Source organism: Paenibacillus sp. FSL E2-0201 (genome assembly GCF_037963325.1).
Lineage (GTDB): Bacteria > Bacillota > Bacilli > Paenibacillales > Paenibacillaceae > Paenibacillus_AQ.
The window spans coordinates 2,351,508-2,373,492 of record NZ_CP150154.1; the positions used below are offsets into that span (position 1 = coordinate 2,351,508).

Genomic DNA, 21,985 nt, shown 5'->3' on the forward strand with positions numbered 1-21,985 from the left:
TTCTGGATATGGATTCTAGTCTAGTAAAAACTAGTTATTGGTCCATGTCTAAAATTAATAAGATGCGTACACTGAACTATCTTTATAGGGAGGTGTACGTATTGAGTTGTCCAGACGATAAAAAATGTCATAAGAAAAAAATCGCCACTGTATATCCTTCGAAAAGAAAAAGAAAAGAACATCGTCGAAAAGTTATTAAGAAAATTGTGCAAGTCACATGTCCTCCGCCTGAAGTGAACGTTACCACTCCAACAGTCGTTGGTGCTACAGGACCTCAAGGAGCACAAGGGATCCAAGGAGTACAAGGGGCCCAAGGCGTACCGGGACCCCAAGGACCACGAGGACTCGAAGGAGCAGAAGGGCCTCAAGGTCCCGCCGGTGGCCCCCCAGGACCCCAAGGACCTCACGGTCAACCTGGGCCAGCGGGAGCAATGGGTCCACAGGGTATAGCGGGCCCCGTTGGTCCTCAAGGGGAGCAAGGAGTACCGGGCACACAAGGACTCCTAGGTCCTCAGGGTCCACAAGGTATACCTGGTCCTGCTGGAGCTATAGGACCTCAAGGTTTTGTAGGTGCAACCGGATCTACTGGAGCAACCGGAGCACCGGGAGCACCGGGAGCACCGGGAGCACCGGGATTAGCGGGAGCAACCGGAGCACCGGGAGCAGTCGGAGCGCCGGGAGTAGCGGGAGCAACCGGGGTAACCGGAGCACCGGGAGCAGTCGGAGCGCCAGGAGTAGCGGGAGCAACTGGGGCAACCGGAGCACCGGGAGCAGTCGGAACGCCAGGAGTAGCGGGAGCAACTGGGGCAACCGGAGCACCGGGAGTAGCGGGAGCGCCAGGAGTAGCGGGAGCAACCGGGGTAACCGGAGCACCGGGAGCAGTCGGAGCGCCGGGAGTAGCGGGAGCAACTGGGGCAACCGGAGCACCGGGAGTGGCGGGAGCAGCAGGAGCAACCGGAGCAACCGGGGCACCGGGAGCAGTCGGAGCGCCAGGAGTAGCGGGAGCAGCAGGAGCAACCGGAGCAACCGGGGCACCGGGAGCAGTCGGAGCGCCAGGAGTAGCGGGAGCAACTGGGGCAACCGGAGCACCGGGAGTAGCGGGAGCAGCAGGAGCAACCGGAGCAACCGGGGCACCGGGAGCAGTCGGAGCGCCAGGAGTAGCGGGAGCAACTGGGGCAACCGGAGCACCGGGAGCAGCAGGAGCAGCAGGAGCAACCGGTGCGCCAGGAGTCGCAGGAGCAACCGGAGCAGCAGGAGGAGTACTAGGCTTTGCTGATTTTTTTGCCCTGATGCCCCCTGATAATGCAGCAACTGTAGCACCGGGAACAGACGTGAGTTTTCCTCAAGATGGCCCTACCAGCGGGACGACAATTGCAAGAACGGGTCCTAGTTCTTTTAACTTAGCAGCAATAGGGACTTATCAGGTATTATTTCAGGTTAGTGTAACGGAAGCAGGCCAACTCATCTTGACTCTTAATGGCGCAGATCTCGCCTATACGGTAGTTGGACGTGCGACAGGTACATCAGAAATTGTAGAAATGGCTATAGTTCAAACAACGGTCATTAATACCATACTGACAGTTAGGAATCCAGCTGGTAATTCCACTGCACTTACTATTACTCCTCTCGCTGGAGGAACAAGATCTGTTTCAGCACATCTCGTTATTACACAATTAGCATAGCGAAATCTCTTACGTATAGATAATTTGGAAGTTTGCCACCTCTAATCAGGTGGCTTTTCTAATTATTGAATTAAAGGAAGGGTGCACACGAAGTTCCAGCCCTTCACCCATGACATCTCTCGGCTGAAGCAGAGGGGAATTTACTTAACTTAAAATTTTTGGGAAAATGGGTATTTTTATTTGACTTCAAATCAGAGCTGACGCAAAATAAGAGGGAGATGATGTAAATTTGGATTTTTCGGGGAGAATTGTACATGAATAATAAATCAGGTCGTCATTCCTTCCGAGAGCGACTCGATCATATGGTGGGTAAGCTTCGTACGGATATCCTAAGTGGAGTGCTGCAGCCAGGTGCTTATCTGCCAGCAGAGAGTACACTAGCTAAGCAATTTGAGTTAAGTAATAAATCGGTCAGAAGAGGGCTGGATGTGCTTGTCCAGGAAGGTCTTATTGTCAAAATCGACCGTGTCGGCAGTAAGGTTATGGAGTCTGTGCAGGAGAGGATCCGTATTCATTTTGGCTGCAGCTCCTCGCTGTCCAAGGACTTTCTGCTGGATGATCTAATTGGTGAATTTCATCGACTGCATCCCGGTATTCATATTCTTCCGCTGGCTCTGAATGATTTTGACCATGTGAATTCTGCGGTGGAGTTGATCAATAATGGGATGCTCGATGCTGTATCGCTGAATAGCACGCAATTTCAGGAATTGGCTGAAAATGGTTCAGCGGACTTACTGGAATCGCTTGAGCCTGATCCTGAATTATATCCAATTGCGACGGAAGCTTTTTATCATGAAGAGCAGTTGTATGCCTATCCGATTTCATTCTCCCCCGTGGTGCTATGCTACAACAAGGCCCATTTTCGGGAAGCGGATCTGCCGGAGCCGGACAGCTATTGGACTTGGGATGACTTGATTGAGGCGGCTCGTCAGTTGGCGGAGAAACGTGGACGACATGCCATTTATTTTGTGCCTGCTTCTGAGAATCGTTATTCTGTATTCCTGCTGCAGAGCGGTATTCAAACCGTGGCAGACGGGATCGAGCACCGTACGCTTAGTCCGGAGACGGCTAATAGCCTTAGTGTGTATAGTCGGCTTGTGAATAACCATCAGATTTTCCCGAAATATCTTGCTGGCAATCATGAAGATGAGACGATCTCATTGTTTGTCCAAGAGCAGGTTTCGATGATTCTGACGACTTTTTTTAATTTAAATGAATTTAAGGAATTAACGCTCGATTATGATCTTGCACCGTTACCTAGGCTGAAATCAAAAGATCCACAGAAGACGCTATTGGTGACGATCGGAGCAGCTGTGGTCGGGAATTCAAGACAAAAGGAAGCGGCTCGTCAATTCGTCAACTTCCTTGCTTCCGTAGAAGCACAGAAAATTATTCGGGAGCGCACAGTAAGTATTCCAGCTCGAAAGCGGATCGCTGAGATGAGCACGGCGGATCATTTGAATCGTCCTTCGAGATATCTGATGTACAGAGAGCTATTTCCAACCTTCTCCTACCTTAAAGATTTAGGGCTTCCTATTGCTGTTCTAAAGAGCTTTCGTAAGTTGTTGAACGCTTATTGGTCAAAGATGATTGATGAGGAAACACTTCATGAAGAGTTGAGTGTCTTGATTTCGGAACAGGATGCTGCCGATCAGAAGGTTTAGACCTTTTTTCTTGAGATTGATGTTCTCTGTAAAATTAATGAAACGCGTGATGATGGTGCTTTGAGGCCATTATTACGCATTTTTTTCAGAAAAAAAAGTATATATTGCGCGCTATATCTTATCTGTATAAGATCAGAGTCGGCTTATTTGAAGCGTTTATATATAGGTAATTTTGTAAGCGTTTTCTATTAAATTTGAGGGTTTTCTACATTTTGCGACAGGTACATGTTATATAAGGTTACACTTATTAGAGATATTTCTTATTATTATATTGACATCATGTAGGCTGGAAAATATAATAAAATACATCAGATATATATCAGATTGGTGAAATAAAAGATCTGATACTCTGAAATGTAAATCAAAAAGAAGTCAGAACAGATGTTTTCGTCTAATTTAAGGAGAAAAAAGGGTAGTGAAAGGAGGATATCCCCTACAAAAGGTTGTTTGCAGAATAATCACTCATTTAAAAATTTATTAATGTATTGTTGATTCCTTCTGATTGATGTTAGTGAATATATCATAATGATTATCTTATTTTTTAGTTATTAATAGGGGGTTGAATTATGAATGTTGCTAAAAGGAAATTAGCTCTGCTGCTGCCTGTCCTATTGTCACTAGTGACGCTCGTATCTGCTTGCGGCGGTTCGAATACTAAAACGGGCAATACCGCAGATCCTACTGCGGAGGTTCAGAAGGCTACGCAAGCTCCCGTTAAGGAAGGGAAAACAGTAGGCGGTCTTCAGCTCCCGATTGTTTCAGATAAGCTAGAACTGTCACTTTGGTCACCAAGCGGCGGCAATTTTAGAGGAACTAATTTTAATGAGAAATTATCCTTTCAGCAAATGGAAGAGAACACTAACATTCATATCGACTTTCAACATAGTACGGAAGCCAGTGCGGAAGCTTTTAGCCTATTAATGTCATCTGGGAAGCTGCCGGACATCATCTACAATGATCTATGGGGCACGGATTCCGGAAAATATGGTACACAAGGCGCGCTGCTTCCTCTGGAAGATTTAATTGAGAAAAATGCGCCAAACTTCAAGAAAATCCTCGACGACAACCCGGATATCCGGGGACAAATCACTTCGCCTGAAGGCCACATTTTTTACCTACCTAATCTCGTTCTTGATTCACAGGATCTCACTCAAATGTTCCCGCAAGTGCGTAAAGACTGGATCGATAAGCTGGGTCTATCTATGCCGGAAACTACGGAAGATTGGTATAACATGCTCAAAGCATTTAGGGAGCAGGATGCCAACGGAAATGGCAAGAAGGATGAAATTCCACTAGTCACAGTTAACTTGGAAAATATCATGATGTTATTCGCTCCTGCCTTTGGTGTTGACTACGGATTCTTCGTGGATAACGGCCAAGTGAAATACGGTCCGAACGATCCGAAATTCAAGGATGTCGTAACCTATCTGCACCGTCTTTACGATGAACAATTGCTCGACCCGAACTATCTGGTAGATACCACATTCCAGACCTTGACTGAGAAAGTGACTACTGATGTGGCAGGGGCATGGTTTGGTTGGTCTGGTTCCTACATGGGGAACTTTACTACTTTAATGGAGGGTAAACATCCGACCTTCAAAATTGCACCGGCCATTCCACCAAAAGGACCAAACGGTGATCAACGTCATGTCTCCTTCCGCTGGCAGGCAGCAGCACACGGATTGGCGGTCTCCTCGCGGACCGAGCATCCTGAGGAAGTGATGAAATGGCTGGATTATCAATACTCAGAGGAAGGCATTCTTTTGAACAACTTTGGGGTTGAAGGCAAGTCCTATGATCTGGTAAACGGAGAGCCTATTTATAAGAAAGAAGTGACTCATCCAACCAATGGTCTCACGAATACACAGGAACTGCTGAACCATACGATCGGGGGCGGAAGCTGGGCTACAGTAGCGGATACCAGATATGCTGAGCAGATCCGAGAAGCTAACGGACAGACGGAAAATCCACTCGAGTTATACAGTGACTATATTGATTTTGATAGCAAGCTGCCTCCAGTCCAATTCACAACAGAGGAAAACGATGTAGTTGTTCCTTTGATGGCTGATATTCAGACCTATGTAGCAGAGACAATTAATGCCATGATCATGGGGCGCCAAAAGATTGAAGACTATGACAAAGTGATGAAGCAGCTTGAGAAGATGGGGATTAACGATGTGCTAAAAGAGTATCAGGTTGCATACGAGCGATTTAAAGGGAAATGATTCAGCTTGTAAGAGGTTGTCGTGGGCCGAGCGGTTCAGAGATTTCTAAGTGACCGCTCGCCGCATGACAGCTATGACTAACGCCAGTGTCCGGGAGAGGAGAACTATATGGCTGTACCTGTAAAAGTCGCTAAAGTTGAAAGCAGGAAGCTTCCGGTCAAGAGGAGTCCGATTCCCTGGAAGCGGATAGCCTCCAATCGCTATCTGTATCTCATGTTACTCCCTACGGTTTTGTATTTTCTGATTTTTGAATACAAGCCGATGTATGGGGCGATCATTGCCTTTAAGAATTTCAATCCCTACTTGGGGATCACGGATAGTCCTTGGGTGGGCTTCAAGAATTTCGAGAAGTTTTTCGAAAGCTATTATTTTCTCAGACTGCTTAAAAATACCTTCTTAATGAGCTTCTACTCGCTCATCTTCATTTTTCCTGCTTCACTTGCTTTTGCCCTGCTACTCAATGAGCTGCGGCTCAAGAAGCTGAAGTCCTTTTTGCAGACCGTGTCTTATTTGCCGCATTTTATTTCGCTCATCGTCATTTGCGGGATGATTATTGATTTCACCAAGCCCGGAGGAATTATTAACAGCCTGTTGCTTGGCATCGGCCTGATCTCTGAGCCTATCCAGTTCCTGATTCTGCCGGAATGGTTTCGAACGATCTATGTGGGTTCTGGCATGTGGCAGAGCCTAGGCTGGAATTCAATTATTTATTTAGCAGCGTTATCTGGTATCAATCCGAGCCTGTATGAAGCTGCAGTTGTAGATGGAGCAGGGCGATGGAAACAGCTAACGAATATAACGCTGCCTGGGATTCTCCCTACGGTCCTAATTCTCTTGATTCTGAATGTCGGTACCCTGCTGAATGTGGGCTGGGACAAAATTATATTGCTCTACAATCCAGGAACGTACGTCACTGCGGATGTTATTTCAACATTTGTCTATAGACGAGGTGTGATGGAAGCGAATTATAGTTTTTCTGCGGCGGTTGGATTATTCAATTCTGTAATTAACTTCACATTGCTCGTGCTAGCTAATCGGATCAGCCGAAAAACAACTGAAAGCAGCCTATGGTAAGCATAACTTCCGATGCGAGTTTTGTACGAAGTAACTTCAATGAAGAATAGCTCACAAAACTTTTAGGAGGGTAGACAATGGTTGTGAAACGCAGTATGGGTGAAATCATATTCGACAGCTGCAATGTGCTGTTTCTAATCTTGTGTTCTTTCCTGTTCCTGTACCCGATGTGGTACGTGCTGGTCTCCTCATTCAGCGATGCACATGCTATTGCTGCGGGGAAGGTAAGCTTCTTTCCAATCGGCTTTAATCTGGATGCTTACAAGCTGGTATTTGAGGATACGCGGGTCTGGACAGCTTACGGAAATACTTTCTTTTATGTCATTGTCGGTACGTTGATTAATCTGGTGCTTACTACACTTGGTGCCTATCCTCTGTCCAGAAAGAATCTGGAGGGGAGGAATGTCATAATGGCTTTTATTGTGTTCACGATGTTTTTTAGTGGTGGCTTAATTCCGGCGTATCTGAATGTCCGTGAGCTTGGCTTGTATGATACACGGTGGGCGCTGCTGTTACCTGGTGCGGTTAGTGCTTTTAATTTGATAGTGATGCGGACTTTCTTTCAGTCTATCCCTGATAGTTTAATAGAGTCTGCCAAAATAGACGGCGCCCATGATTTCAGAATTCTGCTGCGGATCGTGCTTCCGCTCTCTATGCCGGTTCTGGCGGTTATGACCCTCTTTTATGCCGTAGGCCACTGGAACAGTTGGTTCTCGGCCATGATTTATTTACAGGATCGGAATTTGTTCCCGCTCCAATTGATATTGAGAGAAATCCTGATTCAATCCTCTGCGCAAAATATGCTGGCAGGTGTTACCCAAGATGAGGTATTTCGGATCAGTGAATCTATTAAATTCGCTACGATAATCATTGCTACCGTTCCCATTCTGATGATCTATCCATTTTTACAGAAATATTTTGTAAAAGGCGTAATGATCGGTGCGTTGAAGGAGTAACACCCATAGAGAAGATGCTGCATGTGACGGAATCGTTTCTGAAGCAGTCGGGAGGAGAAGACATATGAAGGCGGTAATATCTCAGGAAGGACAGATTCGCATGTCGGATGTTCTGACACCAGTCATTGAAGATGGATTTGTACTAGTCCAGACTGAATATTCGGCGATTAGCCCCGGAACGGAAATGATGATGAATGGCCTGCACCGTACGCAACAAATTGTACTTGGATACAGTGCAGCAGGTGTAATCCGAACACGTGGGAAAGGAATGGAGCACTGGCCTGAGGGTCTTCGGGTAGCTTGTTACGGCGGTCCTTATGCGAAGCATGCAGAATGGCTGCTAATGCCTCAGCATCTGATGGTGCCCATTCCTGATCATGTAAGTTCGGAGGAAGCATCGACAGTAGGGCTTGGAGCTATTGCAGTACATGCGGTAAGGCAGGTTGCACCGCAGTTTGGAGAGACACTTGTGTTGATCGGTGCCGGAATTCTTGGGCAGTTGATTGCGCAGATCGCTAAGGCGGCAGGATGCCGAGTGATTGTCTATGATTTACTTGCAGAGCGCTGTGAGATGGCCGAGAGATTGGGGATTAGACATATCGCTACTAGCCCAGAGAAGGTAAAGGAACATCTTGCTAACCTGACGGAGGACATGGGAGCAGATGCAGTCATCGTCTGTGCAGGCGGCAAAACCGGCGACCTTATTGATCAAGCACTAGAGTGGGTACGGGATCGCGGAAAGGTACTATTGGTTGGAGATATTAAACCGGATTTCTCTCGTGATCTGATGTTCGGTAAGGAAGCTCAAGTGCTGATTTCTAGAGCCGGCGGTCCCGGACGATATGATCCTATCTATGAGCGGCAGGGGATTGACTACCCTTATGGCTACGTACGATGGACAGAAGGACGTAATATGGCTGAATATATTCGGTTAATCTCCGAAGGCGATATTCAGGTTAGACCATTAATTAGCGCGATATTCCCGGTCGAGCGTTGTGAAGAAGCCTTTAGGCGTTATGCAGAGGATCCAGTGGATTTGTTGGGAGCAGTATTAGCTTATCCTGGGGCAGTTTCTGGGGCGGAAGTGAAGGTAAAGGAACAACTGGCAAAAGAAGGCGGGAGCAGATGAAGACGCTGCGGATCGGTGAGCCACTGGACGGTGTGGCGGTTTGGGCCACGGCTTATGGAACATGGCAAGGAGCAGACCGGATATATGCTGTTTCTTCTGGTAGTCCATGCATCTTGTTTGTTCTGGATCCTAGCGGCGAACAAGCGCCAGAACGTTATGCGCTCGAAGGCTCGGATCATTGCTGGGGTGTAGTCTTAACAACTAGCGGAGTGTATATCGGGGGAAGCGGTATTTTGTACAGGTTCACTCATGAAAATGGTGTGGAGAACCTGGGTGAGATGATTCCCGGTGAATTCTATACGTGGCGGTTGGCAGCGGATGAACAAGGAAGGGTCTATGGAGGATGTTATCCTGGTGGGAAAGTGTTCCAGTATGATCCAGTGACAGCAGTGTTTAGAGATTACGGGGTAATGGTGACTGGAGAACAGTATGCTCGTTCTATGGAAGCGTGGAACGGAAAGCTCTATGTGGGAGTTGGAACACAAACCCCACATATTGTTGTACTGGATACGGCTTCGGGTGAACGCTCGGAAATTGGGATGCCAGATGAATGTCAGGGTGAACAGCTGGTCTATGACTTAAATATCGTTCAGGGCAAGCTATTTGCCCGGATCACACCGTCTGCAAAATTGTACATTTATGATCTGGAACTACAGGCGTGGGGCGAAACTCTGGAGCATGTGAGTGGACTTAGTGTTTCGCCTCCGGATGCGTTGGGAAATGTGTACTTCATTAAAGATGACTATTTGCAGCGATATGATATCCGAACTGGAAGCCTGTTCGTTACTTCCCTAGCTATGCCGGAGCCGGCGGGAGACTATGGATGGCTGAATAACCATGTTCTAAATCCGAATGCACGCTGCTTAACTGGTGTATACAGGGACGGGAGTTGCTGGATTTACGATCCGGTGACGGATCGACATATGGTGATGGACTTCGGTCTGCAAGGTCAATCGGTCCATTTACAGTCCATGACCTACGGACCTGACGATGCTCTTTATATCGGAGGGTATTTCGCAGGTGGGCTGGCCAGATTCGATAAGGCAGCCGACGAGATCATTTCTTATCGGGGAATTGGCCAGACCGAAGGGATGATAGCTGGAAGTGGTTGTTTATATTTAGGCGTTTATCCGCGAGCGAATATTTTTAAGTATGACCCGAACGGGGAATGGAAGCCGGGGGAGAATCCAGAACTGCTATTTTCCTTACAGGAAGAGGAGCAGGACCGCCCTTTTGCTTGGGCTTGGGCAGGAGAAGAGCTCGCAATTGGAACGGTTCCTTCCTATGGTCGGCATGGAGGGGCGTTGACACTGTACAATCCTGCTAGCGGTGCACGTGAGGTGTTCAGAAATCTTTTGCCGCAGCAGAGTGTAGTGTCCTTGGTCAGTAGAGATCAGCTGTTGTTTGCTGGAGGGTCTGTTTGGGGCGGACTTGGGATTGCTCCCCAGCGTGCGGATGCCTCTCTAATGATTTGGGATATGGAGAAGCGCTGCAAAGTATGGGAAGGTATACCGGTGCAAGGGGAAAGGGCTATTTCTGCTTTGGTTCTAGATGATGCAGGGCAGCTTTGGGGTTTGACGGCAGGTAAGTTATTTCGGTTCGATCCACAGCTTAAGTGTACTGTAAAAACTTACTCATTGTTCCCCATGGACTGGAATGTTGTGACTCATTTTTGGCGTAGCGGTAATGAACTGCTCTATAAGGAAGGCATGCTTTACGGCGTATCGATGAATCGCTTGTTCAAGTTTGATGTACTGAGTGAGGAGCTTGAGGTGCTTAATGACGATGCGCGGCTGCTGACGATGGACCGTGAGGGCGATCTATATTTTGCTAGAACTACAGAATTATATTGGATGGGCTAGATAGGTCTGCACTATCCTTGGTGAAGGGTGGAAGGATGATGAGAATATTATATTTTTATAAATTCTGTATTCTGGGCGGGGTAACCACTCAACTTGCGAATAGATTTAAATTTTTGCGTCAGCATTCGGAAGTGCATTTTGCCTTTCTAGAGGATTACGGCGGGGCGAGCGCTTTTGAGGGATACGAGCATGTCCGAATTCTGGGGACGGTTGAAGAGATTAAGCGCTACATGGAAGTCTATGATTTCGATGTCATTATTACTATTGATACTTACGAGCTGTATGAAGCGCTTGGGCCTGTACAAGAGGGAAAGGTTATTATTCATGAGGTACATACCACCTATTCCGAACCCTTGCGGAAGTTGGCAGCAACGAAAGATAGTCTGCCTTTTCACTATGTGATCACTCCATCCGCTTACATGAAGGATTATTTGGACAGCATCGGGATAACGGGTGCTTATCATATTAATAATTGTCTGGATGCCGATTTGTTCCGATATGAAGCGGGGATTGAGCAGGAGCCTGTCACTATTTTGTGGGTGGGTAAACTGGATGATCACAAGAACTGGTCGTCCTATTTGAACATTGCTGGAAAGCTGAATGCCAAGATACCAGAGCTGCAATTTATGCTTGTTGGGGGATATACTGCTCCCGATGAGATCAAGAAACAGCTGATGGTAAAGGTAGAACAACAGGGGATTAAGCATTTCAAGTGGATTCCCAAGGTGGACTACGATGAGATGCATCGCTATTATTCATCGGTCGCGCAGAGTGGCGGGTTATATGTTAGTACCACAATTAATGAATCTTTTGGAATGACTGTACTGGAGGCGATGGCCTGCAGCTGTCCCGTAGTGGTTCCGAGTGTAGGGGCGTTGCCGGAATTATTGGATGGTCCGTTGAGTGTTTCCTTGTACGAATCAGGCAATGAAGCGGAATGTGTGAATAGATTGAGCGCGCTGCTGGAGCAGAATAGCCTGAGAGAAGGCTTGAAGTCCTTAGGAGAACAGAAAGCCAGAACTACTTACAGCATCGAACAAGTTGGAAAAGAATACATGGAATTACTTGAGAGGTTCAGAGAAGAACGTCTAATTTCTAAATAAGCAGGTCACTCTATGGGGTTGTTACCAACCGAATAAGAGGTGTTGTTGAAATGGAAGAGCTGCTGATTGGTATGGTTGGTATGGACACTTCGCATAGCAGGATATTCGCGGCAATGCTAAATGATGTATCCCATCCGTTGTATATTCCGGGTGGCAGGCTACACTGCGGTTATCCGGGAGGTTCTCCTGATTTCGAGCTAAGCTATTCAAGAGTAAGCCTAATTAGCAGTGAATTGCAGGAACAATATGGTGTTGAACTGCTCAATTCTATAGAAGAAGTTGCGGAGAGATCCCATGCGATTCTACTGACTTCTGTAGATGGGAGAGTGCACAAGGAACAGTTCGAGGTGCTGGCTCCTTACGGAAAACCGATATTTATTGACAAGCCGTTAGCGGTTACTTCTGAAGATGCGAAGGCGATTGTGGAAATGGCGGAGAGGTATGGAACGCCATTTTTCTCCAGCTCTATGCTCCGTTTCGGTGGACCGCTGGTAGCTCTCTTAGGGGATGAAAGTGCAGGTGCAATCCTTGGAGCGGATTGCTCTGGACCGCTTGATTTCCAGCCGACACAACCGGGGTTGTTCTGGTACGGAATTCATTCTGCTGAGATGTTATATGCCGCACTTGGAGAAGGCTGTTATTCGGTACGTGTCATCTGTAACGATATGCAAGAATGGGTAGTCGGTCAGTGGAAGGACGGGCGAATCGGGACGATTCGCGGGAACCGTACAGGCGGCTCAGATTTCTATATCGTACTGCACCGTGAACGGGGCAGTAACGGAGTTAACGCGCTCGGAGCAAATTACAACGCAGGACATCAGCAATTACTGAAGAACTTTATAGCTATGGCGCGAGGGGATGCTCCACCGGTACGACCTTCTTTAACGCTAGAGCTGATTCGCTTCATCGAAGCGGCCAACGAAAGTCGGGTAAGCGGAGCTAATATTCTTCTGTAAAGGAAAACACAATCTGCAAGGAGTGAAGTGAATTGATTAGGACAGCAGTCATTGGATGTGGCGGTATGGGAACTGTTCATGCGGACCGTTACAAGTCCATGCCCGAAGTAGAACTTGTAGCTGTATGTGACATCGTTGAAAAAGCCGCTGAGGTGTTAGGGAATTTAGTGGGCGTTAGCTATTTTACTTCCGTACAAGAGATGCTTGAGCAGGTGAAGCCAGAGGTGGTCAGTATTGCAGTGCCGACCTATTTACACGTATCCCTGGTACGGATAGCTGCTGATCATGGCGTGCATGTAATCTGTGAGAAGCCGCTCGCACTCACTTCGCAGGAAGCAGAAGAAGCTATTCGCTACTGCAGCGAGCGCGGAGTGAGTTTGTTTGTGGGCCATGTCGTTCGGTTTTTTCCTTCATACAGACAGCTTGCGGAGGGAATAAAGCAGCTTGGCAGTGATCAAGGCGGAGTGTACCATGCTAAACGGGCGGGATCGCATCCTGGTAACGTGCAAGCGTGGTTTCGGGACCCGCTTCTTAGCGGCGGTGTCATTATGGATTTAATGATTCACGATATTGATTACATTCGTGGGGCTTTTGGTGAAGCCCGAGAAGTATATGCGTTCGAGCATCAATCGAAAGAAATAAACTATGCTTCAGCCACTTTCCGGTTTAAGAATGGAACCATTGCACAGCTTGAAGCATTCTGGGGTTATCCTGGGTCATTCCATTCCTCCTTTGAACATGCGGATGCGGAAGGAATCATTTCAGGCGGAACCGGCGATGGCGAAAGTCTGCATATTCGCAAATCGATTACAACTGGTTCTACATCGGGATTTGTGGAGACACCTTCGAGTGTGCTGCTGAAGGATCCGTATTATGAGGAATTGGAGCATTTTCTAAGCTGCCTATCAAGTGGGGAAGAGCCGATAGTAACAGCACAGGATGCGCTGGAAGCTGTACGCTGGGCTGAAGCTGCTCAGCAATCGGTAATACTCCATCAACCAGTGAAGCTTGATGTGAAGGGGGATATTCTATGAGCCGTTTGAATATTGGCATGATCAGCTTCGCGCACGCGCATGCTTTTGACTATTTGTATAGTTTACTGCACATGCCTGAAGTGACGGTTGGTGGAATTGCTGATAAGGTGCCGGAGCGAACGCTAGCGCTCGCAGAACGTCATTCGATTCCCTATTATGCTGACTACAAGGAGCTTCTGTCTGATGCGAATATAGATGCCGTAATTATTTGCTCAGAAAATGTCTATCACGCTGAGTTAACCATCGCTTCGGCCCGAGCGGGCAAGCATGTACTGTGCGAGAAGCCTCTTGGCCTATCGGTAGAAGAAATGCAACGCATGATTTCGGTATGCTCTGAAGAAGGAGTACAGCTCATGACAGCCTTTCCTTGTCGCTTCCTCACTCCGGTTGTTCGGGCTAAGGAATCACTAGATCGCGGCGATATTGGTGAGATTATTGCTTTTAAAGGCACGAATCGTGGTTCTTTTCCAGGACCGAGTTGGTTCTCTGATGAAGCCCTATCGGGGGGCGGTGCTGTTCTAGATCATACTGTGCATGTGATGGATCTGATGAACTGGTTCTCTGGTTCTTCTGTAGAACAGGTGTATGCCTATGCGGATACCTTGTTTGATCCAGAGCGCAAGCGGACGATCGATGATGCCGGAATGGTGCATGTTACTTTTGAGAATGGTGTGTTCGGCGTGCTCGATCCGAGCTGGTCACGCAATCCGGGCTTCCCGACCTGGGGGGATGTGACCCTAGAAATTATCGGCACTAAAGGTGTCATTTCTATTGATGCTTTTAACCAAAAAAACAATGTATACGGAAGAGCATCTGGTAAAGGGACCTGGTCCTTTTGGGGTGATGATATGAATGAACTAATGCTGAAGGCTTTTGTACAGGCGCTTTTAGAAGGGGCGGAGGTGCCGATTTCGGGAGTAGACGGACTAAGGTCCACAGAGGTCGCACTTACTGCTTATCAATCTGTTCATGCAGGCCAACCGGTGCGCTTAAATAAATGAGGAAGCTGTGAGCAGAAAACTTTGAGGAGGGTGGAACCGCCTATGAAAGATCAGGAATTGTTCGACAGTATGTGTGAAAAGCTCTACTCTGCGGTAATCTCTGATACGCTGGATCAATTGGGCTATCGTAATCAGGTGATGCGTGAAAATATTAACCCGATAGATCCTACCTGGATCGTCGCCGGAAGAGCAAAGACCATTCTGTCTGTGGATATTCATCATTTGCCGGAAGATCCTTACACGAAGGAGATTGAAGCGGTGGACAGCGTCAAGCCCGGTGAGATTGTCATCGGCTGTACGAATGAATCGCGGCAGAACGGTCTGTGGGGAGAGCTATTGTCTACGGCTTCCAAAATGAGAGGTGGCCGCGGAGCCATTGTAGATGGACTAATCCGTGATACTGCTAAAATTCTGGAGCTTGGCTTTCCTGTCTTTGCTACCGGGACCAAACCTGTTGATTCTCAAGGGCGTGGGATTGTGATTGATTATGACATTCCAGTGCTCTGCGGTGGTGTGATGGTCCATCCCGGAGATGTGATCTTTGGTGACCGTGATGGTATCGTTGTGATACCGGGCGCCATCATCGATGAAGTGTTCCAATTGGCTATGGATAAGGTGACTCGTGAGAACCATACACGCGATGAACTGCTCGAAGGATATACCTTACGGCAGGTCTATGATAAATACGGGGTACTCTGATCAAGAACTGAGGGGGTGATAAACATGAGGCTGGCTGGCAAAAGAGCGCTGGTCACAGGTGCAGCAAGAGGAATTGGACTAGGAATTGCCCTTCGATTTCTGGAAGAAGGTGCTCAGGTGGTGTTGCTGGACCGGAGTGAGGGTGAGCTTCTTACTGCACTGGAAACCATGAAGGATTATGGTGAAAAAGCCGCAGTGGAGGTTTGTGATCTTCGCGATGTGGCACAGCTGGAACAATCTGTTGCCCGAGCCTTTGAAAGATTCGGCGGGATAGATATTGTAGTGAACAACGCCGGAATCGCCTTTCGTGAACACTTTCTCGACATCTCGTTTGAGCATTGGAATGCAGTATTTGATATCAACGTAAAGGCTGTTTTCTTAATCGGTCAGCTTGCCGCAAGGCAAATGATTTCTCAGGGCGGCGGAGGCTCTATTATTAACATGAGCTCCAAAAATGGTCTGTCAGCAAGCTCCGAGCTCGCGCATTATAATGCTTCTAAGGCAGCTGTTATACTGCTAACCGAATCGATGGCAGTGGAGCTGGCGTCTTATGGAATTCGCGTAAATGCTGTAGCACCGGGATTTGTGGATACCCCTCTCGACCGTAAGCTGCGCGAAGCTTCGAAGCTCCCAGCGTATTCGGAGCACACACCGATGAAGCGGGCGGCAACGATAAGGGAAGCTGCTAATGTATTTCTTTTTCTGGCTTCTGACGAAGCTTCTTATGTAACTGGAGAAACCATTCGTGTGGATGGCGGGCATTTGGCTAATGGTAGTGAGCTGTAAATAGAAGAAGGAGTGAATATGTTGGAAAGTACAGAATTTCAGGCAGAATTGATGATTGATGCTCAGGCTGAGCTTGGTGAAGGGCCGCATTGGGATGCCGAATCCAATCAATTATATTGGGTCGATATAACAGGTAGGAAGCTTAGAATCTACGACCGGATCACTGGTGATGAAGTCGTTCGCTCTTTTGAACAAATGGTTAGTGCAGCTATTCCTACGACAACAGGAGGAATTCTATTGGCTATGGAAGATGGGGTCTACCTCTCTCGAGCTGAAGGATCGCCGATCCTGCTGACTTCAATAGAAGCGGATCTTCTACACAACAGAGCGAATGATGCGAAATGCGATCGACAAGGACGACTGTGGGTGGGAACGATGAGTATGAACGATGAGCCGAAAGCCGGAGGATTCTACGTCGTGGAGTCTGGTGGGATCACCCGCCAATTGTTGTCCGGCATCGGCTGCTCAAACGGAATGGCTTGGGATTACACACGAAGCAAGATGTATTATATTGATACGCCGACTAGGCAAGTGGATGTGTTTGATTACGAGGAAGCGTCTGGAAGGATAAATAACCGAAGAATGGCATTTCAAATTCCTACAACGAGTGGATATCCGGACGGAATGACAATAGACCGTGAAGGTATGCTTTGGGTCGCCCATTGGGGCGGTGGCTGTGTATCTCGATGGAACCCTGATACAGGTGAACAGCTTGGAGTCATTCGAGTTCCAGCGCCTCTAGTGACCTCATGCGCTTTTGGAGGCGACGATCTAACGGAACTCTACATTACAACTGCAAGGATAGGGATGCAAGAGAAGGAACTGCGAGATTATCCGTTTGCAGGCGGATTGTTTATGGCTAAGCCAGGGGTGAGTGGTCTGCTGCCCGGTAAATTTCAAGCTAAGGAGTAGGATGAGGAGGCAAAGCGATGCGACTCAAAGATAAGATCGTCATTATCACCGGAGCAGGCTCGGGAATTGGAAAAAGCACAGCCGTATTATTTGCTTCAGAAGGAGCCACGGTAGTCATTGCCGATGTCCAAGAAGATTCAGGAAAGGCCGCTGTCGCTGAAATAAAGGCGTCGGGCGGAAATGCGCTGTTCATCCCCTGTGATGTTACCGATGCAAGCAGTACTACTGGAATGGCTGATCAGGTATTCCAAGCTTTTGGTCAAATCGATGTCCTCTTTAATAATGCAGGGATCAGTGGTGTAGGTACAGTGCATGAGGTTGCCGAGGAAGTGTGGGAGAGGGTCATGCGGGTCAATGTGACAGGTGTGTTCTTAACTTGCAAGGCTGTTCTTCCTTATATGATGAAGAGCAAGAAGGGTTCTATCATTAATATGTCCTCTGGCATCGCCGAAATCGGAGTTGCAGAGCGTGCTTCCTACAGTGCCTCTAAGGGCGCAGTTCTATCTTTAACCAAAGCAATGCAAGTCGATTATGCGCCTTACGGCATTCGAATAAATGCGCTGCTGCCCGGTACGATTATGACTCCGTTTGTAGAAGGTTATTTGAAGGCGTCTCTGGATCCGGAGGCTTCGGTTGCAGCCATTAAGCGCAGACAGCTTAGCGGTGAGCTCGGCAAACCTGAGGATGTGGCCAGGGCGGCACTGTTTCTCGCCTCCGATGAGTCTGAGTTTGTAATGGGTTCACCGCTATACGTGGATGGCGGCCTTGTCTTCGGCAAAAATGCATAAAGTAAAGGAGAGTTATATAGATGAAGCTAATTACCTTTTTGCAAAAAGAGGCTGATCATATGGGCGTTCTAACCGACCGTGGTGTGGTGGATATTGAGGCGGCACAGATTGCATTATCCACTCGGGCTGAGGTTCCAGTAACGGTTAATCAATTGCTTGATGGTGGGGAGGCTGCACTTAACCAACTGAGGATTTTTGTAAATGAGTTGCCTGATGAAGAGGTGAATCCATCCTGGCTGAAGCAGGTTGAAGATTTGACCTTCGGCCCTTGCGTTACTGATCCTGGAAAAATCATCTGTATTGGTCTGAATTACCGCCGGCACGCCGAAGAGACTGGGATGGCTATTCCCGAGTATCCTATCCTGTTCAATAAATTTAACAATACACTGACCGGACATGACTCGGAGGTTCCGCTTCCGAGGGCCAGCCACAAGGTGGACTACGAAGCAGAGCTTGGCATCGTCATCGGCCGAACTGCGAAGTATGTGGTTGAGGAAGAAGCACTGGATTATGTATTCGGGTATTGTGCTGCAAATGATTTGTCGGCGCGTGATTTACAGATGCGGACGAGTCAATGGCTAGCAGGAAAGTCTTGCGATAAATTTTCACCTATTGGGCCGTACTTAGTCACTGCAGATGAAGTGGGTGATCCTAATCAGCTCGATATTCAGTGTACAGTGAATGGCGAACTACGTCAGAACTCCAACACTTCGGACATGATTTTTAATTGTAAGCAGATTGTCAGCTATGTGTCCCAGTGTATGACCCTTTCACCGGGAGATATCATTCTGACTGGTACACCGGAAGGCGTCGTGATGGGTTACCCGCCAGAGGAACAGATTTATTTACAAGCTGGTGATGTGATCACAGTGCAGATTGAGAAGCTTGGTGCCATTACAAATACGATGGTTAGTGAATAGGAGGGACTGGGGATGATCTTCGATTGTCATACTCATTTGTTTGGACCGGGAATGGTCTCAGGGCCTACGGATGAGGCGATCAAACGAGCTTGGGGCCCGGATATGAATATCGAAGCAACCCCCGAGCAGCACCGGCGTAATTTGGATGGTTTCTCTGGTGCTATCGTACTGGCGATGGCTGCGCATGCAACTGGACTTGTTGTACCTAATGCGTATGTCGCTGATTACTGTCGCACGGATCCGGATCGGTTATTCGGTTTTGCGAGTGTAGATCCCAATCATCTGGACTGTGTTGCTGAATTTGAGACTGCGATTCGTGAGATGGGGCTAAAAGGGCTGAAGCTTGCACCTATTTATCAGAATTTTTATCCTGATGATCCCAAGCATTATGCCCTCTATGCCAAAGCAGAACAGCTAGATGTTCCTATTCTTTGGCATCAGGGAACCTCTTTTGTACCGGAGGGTTATCTAGATGCATCAAGGCCGGCGATGCTGGATCCGATTGCCCGTGCTTTTCCGAAGCTGAAGATGATTGTGGCGCATATGGGCCATCCCTGGATTGATGAATGTATTTCATTGGTGCGTAAGCATCCTAACCTGTATATGGACGTTTCTGCGTTAGGAAGCAGGCCTTGGCAGTTCTACAATGCCCTGGTATCTGCTATGGAATACGGGGTGCAAGATAAAATACTGTTTGGGTCAGATTATCCGTTCTTTGGGACGCAGAAGATGCTAGATGCTATGTACCATATCAATGATCTAGTGGAGGGAACGAAGCTTCCTCATATTCCGCAGGAGTTTATTGAGAGCATCATGCATCGTCTAACACCGGAGATTCTTGGTTTTGTCTGAGGGATTTGTGCATGGTCTATAAGTGTTGTAGTTAAAAGGAGATGGGATCATGGGGGAGCGTAGGGACAGCGAGGATAAGCAGGCCGAATTCGGTGGAAAGTTGATGAGTGAAGCCTATTTTCAAGAAAAAGATTTATGGGGATTTATCCATCGTTCCTTTACGAAGTCTATGGGATATACCGAAGAAGATATTCGCAAGCCCGTAATCGGTATTTGCAACACCTTCAGTGAGCTGAATAAATGTCATTCACATTTTAATGAATTAGTGGATTATGTGAAGCGAGGTGTTTGGCAGGCAGGGGGAGTACCGATGGAATTCCCGACGATCTCGATTGGTGAGCCTTATGTGAAGCCTACAACAATGCTGCTGCGTAATTTGATGGCGATGGATACGGAAGAAATGATGAAGGGGCATCCCATTGATGGCGTAGTGCTGCTTGGAGGGTGCGATAAAACGGTACCCGCTCAGTTGATGGCAGCCGCTAGCGCCAATATTCCAGCCATTGTGCTGACAGGCGGTCCCATGTTAAATGGCCGGCTGGGCGGGCGTAGCCTTGGAGCATGTACAGATTGTTATGGCTTTACGCTGGAGCATAAAGCTGGAAATATTAGTGACGAAGCGCTGGCTGTGGCAGAGAATGCAATTTGCCGAAGTGACGGTCACTGCATGGTGATGGGCACCGCCAGCACTATGGCCTCGATTGCCGAAGCGATCGGTATGGCGTTACCAGGCTGTGCAGCTATCCCGGCGCCGGACAGCAGACGCAGACATATGTCCGAGCGGACGGGCAAGCAGATTGTAGAGCTAGTTCGTCAGGGCATCCGTCCTCGCGACATTATGACTGCGGCGGCGATCGAGAATGCGATCACAGTTACGATGGCGAGCGGTGGATCGACGAACGCAATCATCCATCTTGTTGCGATCTCCCAGCGGCTCGGGATGAAGCTGCCGTTAGAAACGTTTGACCGGATTAGTAGCCAGACCCCGTTCATTTTGAATTTGCGTCCTTCAGGCAAATATCAGATGGAGGAGTATTTTGAGGCAGGTGGCGTACCTGCGCTTATGAAGGAGCTGGAGCCGCTGCTGCATGGGGATTGCTTGACTGTAACAGGCAGAACGGTAACAGAAAATCTGGTTCAGGCGGAAACGCTGGACAGAGATGTAATTCGTACTTTGGAGGAGCCGCTGGACAGCCAAGGCGGGATTGCTGTATTGCGCGGGAATCTGGCACCGGATGGGGCGCTGATCAAGCAAACCGCTGTATCCGCTCATCTCAAAAAGCATATCGGACGCGCAGTAGTGTTCGAGAGTCCGTCCGATCTGAATGAGCGGATCGATGATCCTGATCTGGCCGTGGATGAGAACAGCGTGCTAGTGCTTAAGAATGCAGGACCGAAGGGCGCCCCAGCGATGCCGGAAATCGGGCAAATCCCGATTCCGCAAAAACTGCTGAAGCAGGGCATCCGCGACATGGTTCGCATCTCTGATGCTCGGATCAGCGGCACTTCCTATGGCGCATTGATTGTACATGCGGCTCCGGAAGCGGCTATCGGCGGAACGCTGGCTCTTGTGCAGGATGGCGATGAAATCGAGCTGGATATTTCGGCGAGGTGCTTAGAGCTGAAGGTGTCCGATGAGGAATTGGCCCGACGGCGAGTTACATGGCAAGCGCCTAAGCCGCACTACGACAGGGGTTATGGCTTGCTGTTTCATGAGCGTGTGCTTCAAGCGAACCTCGGCTGTGATTTTGACTTTCTGCTGCCTGCGGAGCTTAGGAAAGAATTGCTTGGCGAGATGGAGTCGGCACGCTCGAAATCGCGCCCGAAGTAATCTAATGCTTGCGTATGTGAAATAGTTGCACTTTATACAACTAAATTTCAACAAACCGTTGTCTGTAGGCTCATTTTAGTTTTTTAATTGCAGAGAATACAACTAAACTGGCATCTACGGGAACAGAAGTCGAAATAAGTGTATGAAATACACTTATATCGCAAGTATCGCGCATATCGCAAGTATCGCGCATATCGCAAGTATCGCGCATATCGCAAGTATCGCGCGTATCGAACAAATCGCACATATCTATGGCGGAATGCTAGCTCTTGCACAAGGTGACGATGAAATTAAGTTGGATATTTCCGCGAGGCGCATAGAGTTAAAGGTGTCCGATAGAAGTTGCCAATCGCCGGGTTGCATGACAAACGCTTAAGTCACACTACGATAAGGGGTATTATGAATTTACTAGATTGTCTGACTGAATTGGTTGAGCTGAGATAATTGCTTTGTTTTCTTTGATTGCATTTTATGCAATAGATTCTGCTCTAGAGTGGCTGAAATTTGATTC

18 protein-coding genes are annotated in these 21,985 nt (G+C 48.0%); all 18 read left to right on the plus strand.

The window, feature by feature from the left end; all coding sequences use genetic code 11:
- The first annotated feature begins 101 nt into the window (after nt 1–101).
- The 18 genes from NSU15_RS10190 (at nt 102) to NSU15_RS10275 (ending at nt 21,474) form a co-directional block, all read left to right on the plus strand.
- Nucleotides 102–1,682 (plus strand): collagen-like protein, encoded by a 1,581-nt coding sequence (locus NSU15_RS10190; RefSeq protein ID WP_339290194.1) that lies wholly within the window; start codon nt 102–104, stop codon nt 1,680–1,682.
- Nucleotides 1,683–1,936: 254 nt separating this feature from the next.
- Entirely contained in the window at nt 1,937–3,346 is a 1,410-nt protein-coding gene (locus NSU15_RS10195) for an extracellular solute-binding protein (RefSeq protein WP_042126177.1), read from the plus strand.
- A gap of 566 nt (nt 3,347–3,912) precedes the next feature.
- The gene (locus tag NSU15_RS10200; RefSeq protein WP_339290196.1) at nt 3,913–5,571 is read left to right on the plus strand and encodes an extracellular solute-binding protein; all 1,659 of its coding nucleotides are present in this window, start codon (nt 3,913–3,915) and stop codon (nt 5,569–5,571) included.
- 213 nt (nt 5,572–5,784) lie between these two features.
- Nucleotides 5,785–6,645, plus strand: a complete 861-nt coding sequence (locus NSU15_RS10205; protein WP_231574259.1) for an ABC transporter permease subunit — start codon at nt 5,785–5,787, stop codon at nt 6,643–6,645.
- Between the two features lie 77 nt (nt 6,646–6,722).
- Nucleotides 6,723–7,601 (plus strand): carbohydrate ABC transporter permease, encoded by an 879-nt coding sequence (locus NSU15_RS10210; protein WP_042126182.1) that lies wholly within the window; start codon nt 6,723–6,725, stop codon nt 7,599–7,601.
- A 64-nt stretch (nt 7,602–7,665) separates the two neighbouring features.
- Nucleotides 7,666–8,730, plus strand: a complete 1,065-nt coding sequence (locus NSU15_RS10215; RefSeq protein WP_339290198.1) for a zinc-binding alcohol dehydrogenase — start codon at nt 7,666–7,668, stop codon at nt 8,728–8,730.
- On the plus strand, nt 8,727–10,592 hold the full coding sequence (locus NSU15_RS10220) for a WD40 repeat domain-containing protein (protein WP_339290200.1): 1,866 nt from the start codon (nt 8,727–8,729) through the stop codon (nt 10,590–10,592). The genes NSU15_RS10215 and NSU15_RS10220 overlap by 4 nt, the downstream gene beginning before the upstream one ends.
- Before the next feature lie 35 nt (nt 10,593–10,627).
- Nucleotides 10,628–11,695 carry a glycosyltransferase family 4 protein gene (locus NSU15_RS10225; RefSeq protein WP_081954052.1) on the plus strand — a complete coding sequence of 356 codons (1,068 nt, stop codon included), beginning with the start codon at nt 10,628–10,630 and terminating at the stop codon, nt 11,693–11,695.
- Between the two features lie 50 nt (nt 11,696–11,745).
- Complete coding sequence (locus NSU15_RS10230) at nt 11,746–12,651, plus strand: Gfo/Idh/MocA family oxidoreductase (RefSeq protein WP_042126191.1); 906 nt, start codon at nt 11,746–11,748, stop codon at nt 12,649–12,651.
- A 32-nt stretch (nt 12,652–12,683) separates the two neighbouring features.
- On the plus strand, nt 12,684–13,685 hold the full coding sequence (locus NSU15_RS10235) for a Gfo/Idh/MocA family oxidoreductase (RefSeq protein WP_339290203.1): 1,002 nt from the start codon (nt 12,684–12,686) through the stop codon (nt 13,683–13,685).
- Nucleotides 13,682–14,686 (plus strand): Gfo/Idh/MocA family oxidoreductase, encoded by a 1,005-nt coding sequence (locus tag NSU15_RS10240; protein WP_339290204.1) that lies wholly within the window; start codon nt 13,682–13,684, stop codon nt 14,684–14,686. Before NSU15_RS10235 ends, NSU15_RS10240 begins: the two co-directional genes overlap by 4 nt.
- Nucleotides 14,687–14,728: 42 nt before the next feature.
- Nucleotides 14,729–15,385, plus strand: coding sequence for an RraA family protein (locus tag NSU15_RS10245; RefSeq protein WP_052404229.1), 657 nt, complete (start codon nt 14,729–14,731; stop codon nt 15,383–15,385).
- A 24-nt stretch (nt 15,386–15,409) separates the two neighbouring features.
- Nucleotides 15,410–16,171, plus strand: a complete 762-nt coding sequence (locus tag NSU15_RS10250) for an SDR family oxidoreductase (RefSeq protein ID WP_339290206.1) — start codon at nt 15,410–15,412, stop codon at nt 16,169–16,171.
- Between the two features lie 18 nt (nt 16,172–16,189).
- Nucleotides 16,190–17,083, plus strand: coding sequence for an SMP-30/gluconolactonase/LRE family protein (locus NSU15_RS10255; protein WP_339290208.1), 894 nt, complete (start codon nt 16,190–16,192; stop codon nt 17,081–17,083).
- 17 nt (nt 17,084–17,100) lie between these two features.
- On the plus strand, nt 17,101–17,871 hold the full coding sequence (locus NSU15_RS10260; RefSeq protein WP_339290210.1) for a glucose 1-dehydrogenase: 771 nt from the start codon (nt 17,101–17,103) through the stop codon (nt 17,869–17,871).
- Between the two features lie 20 nt (nt 17,872–17,891).
- Nucleotides 17,892–18,791: a fumarylacetoacetate hydrolase family protein gene (locus tag NSU15_RS10265; protein ID WP_339290212.1), complete on the plus strand. Its 900-nt coding sequence runs from the start codon at nt 17,892–17,894 to the stop codon at nt 18,789–18,791.
- A gap of 12 nt (nt 18,792–18,803) precedes the next feature.
- Nucleotides 18,804–19,643 carry an amidohydrolase family protein gene (locus NSU15_RS10270; RefSeq protein ID WP_339290214.1) on the plus strand — a complete coding sequence of 280 codons (840 nt, stop codon included), beginning with the start codon at nt 18,804–18,806 and terminating at the stop codon, nt 19,641–19,643.
- Between the two features lie 49 nt (nt 19,644–19,692).
- Entirely contained in the window at nt 19,693–21,474 is a 1,782-nt protein-coding gene (locus NSU15_RS10275) for an IlvD/Edd family dehydratase (protein WP_339290216.1), read from the plus strand.
- Nucleotides 21,475–21,985: the final 511 nt, after the last annotated feature.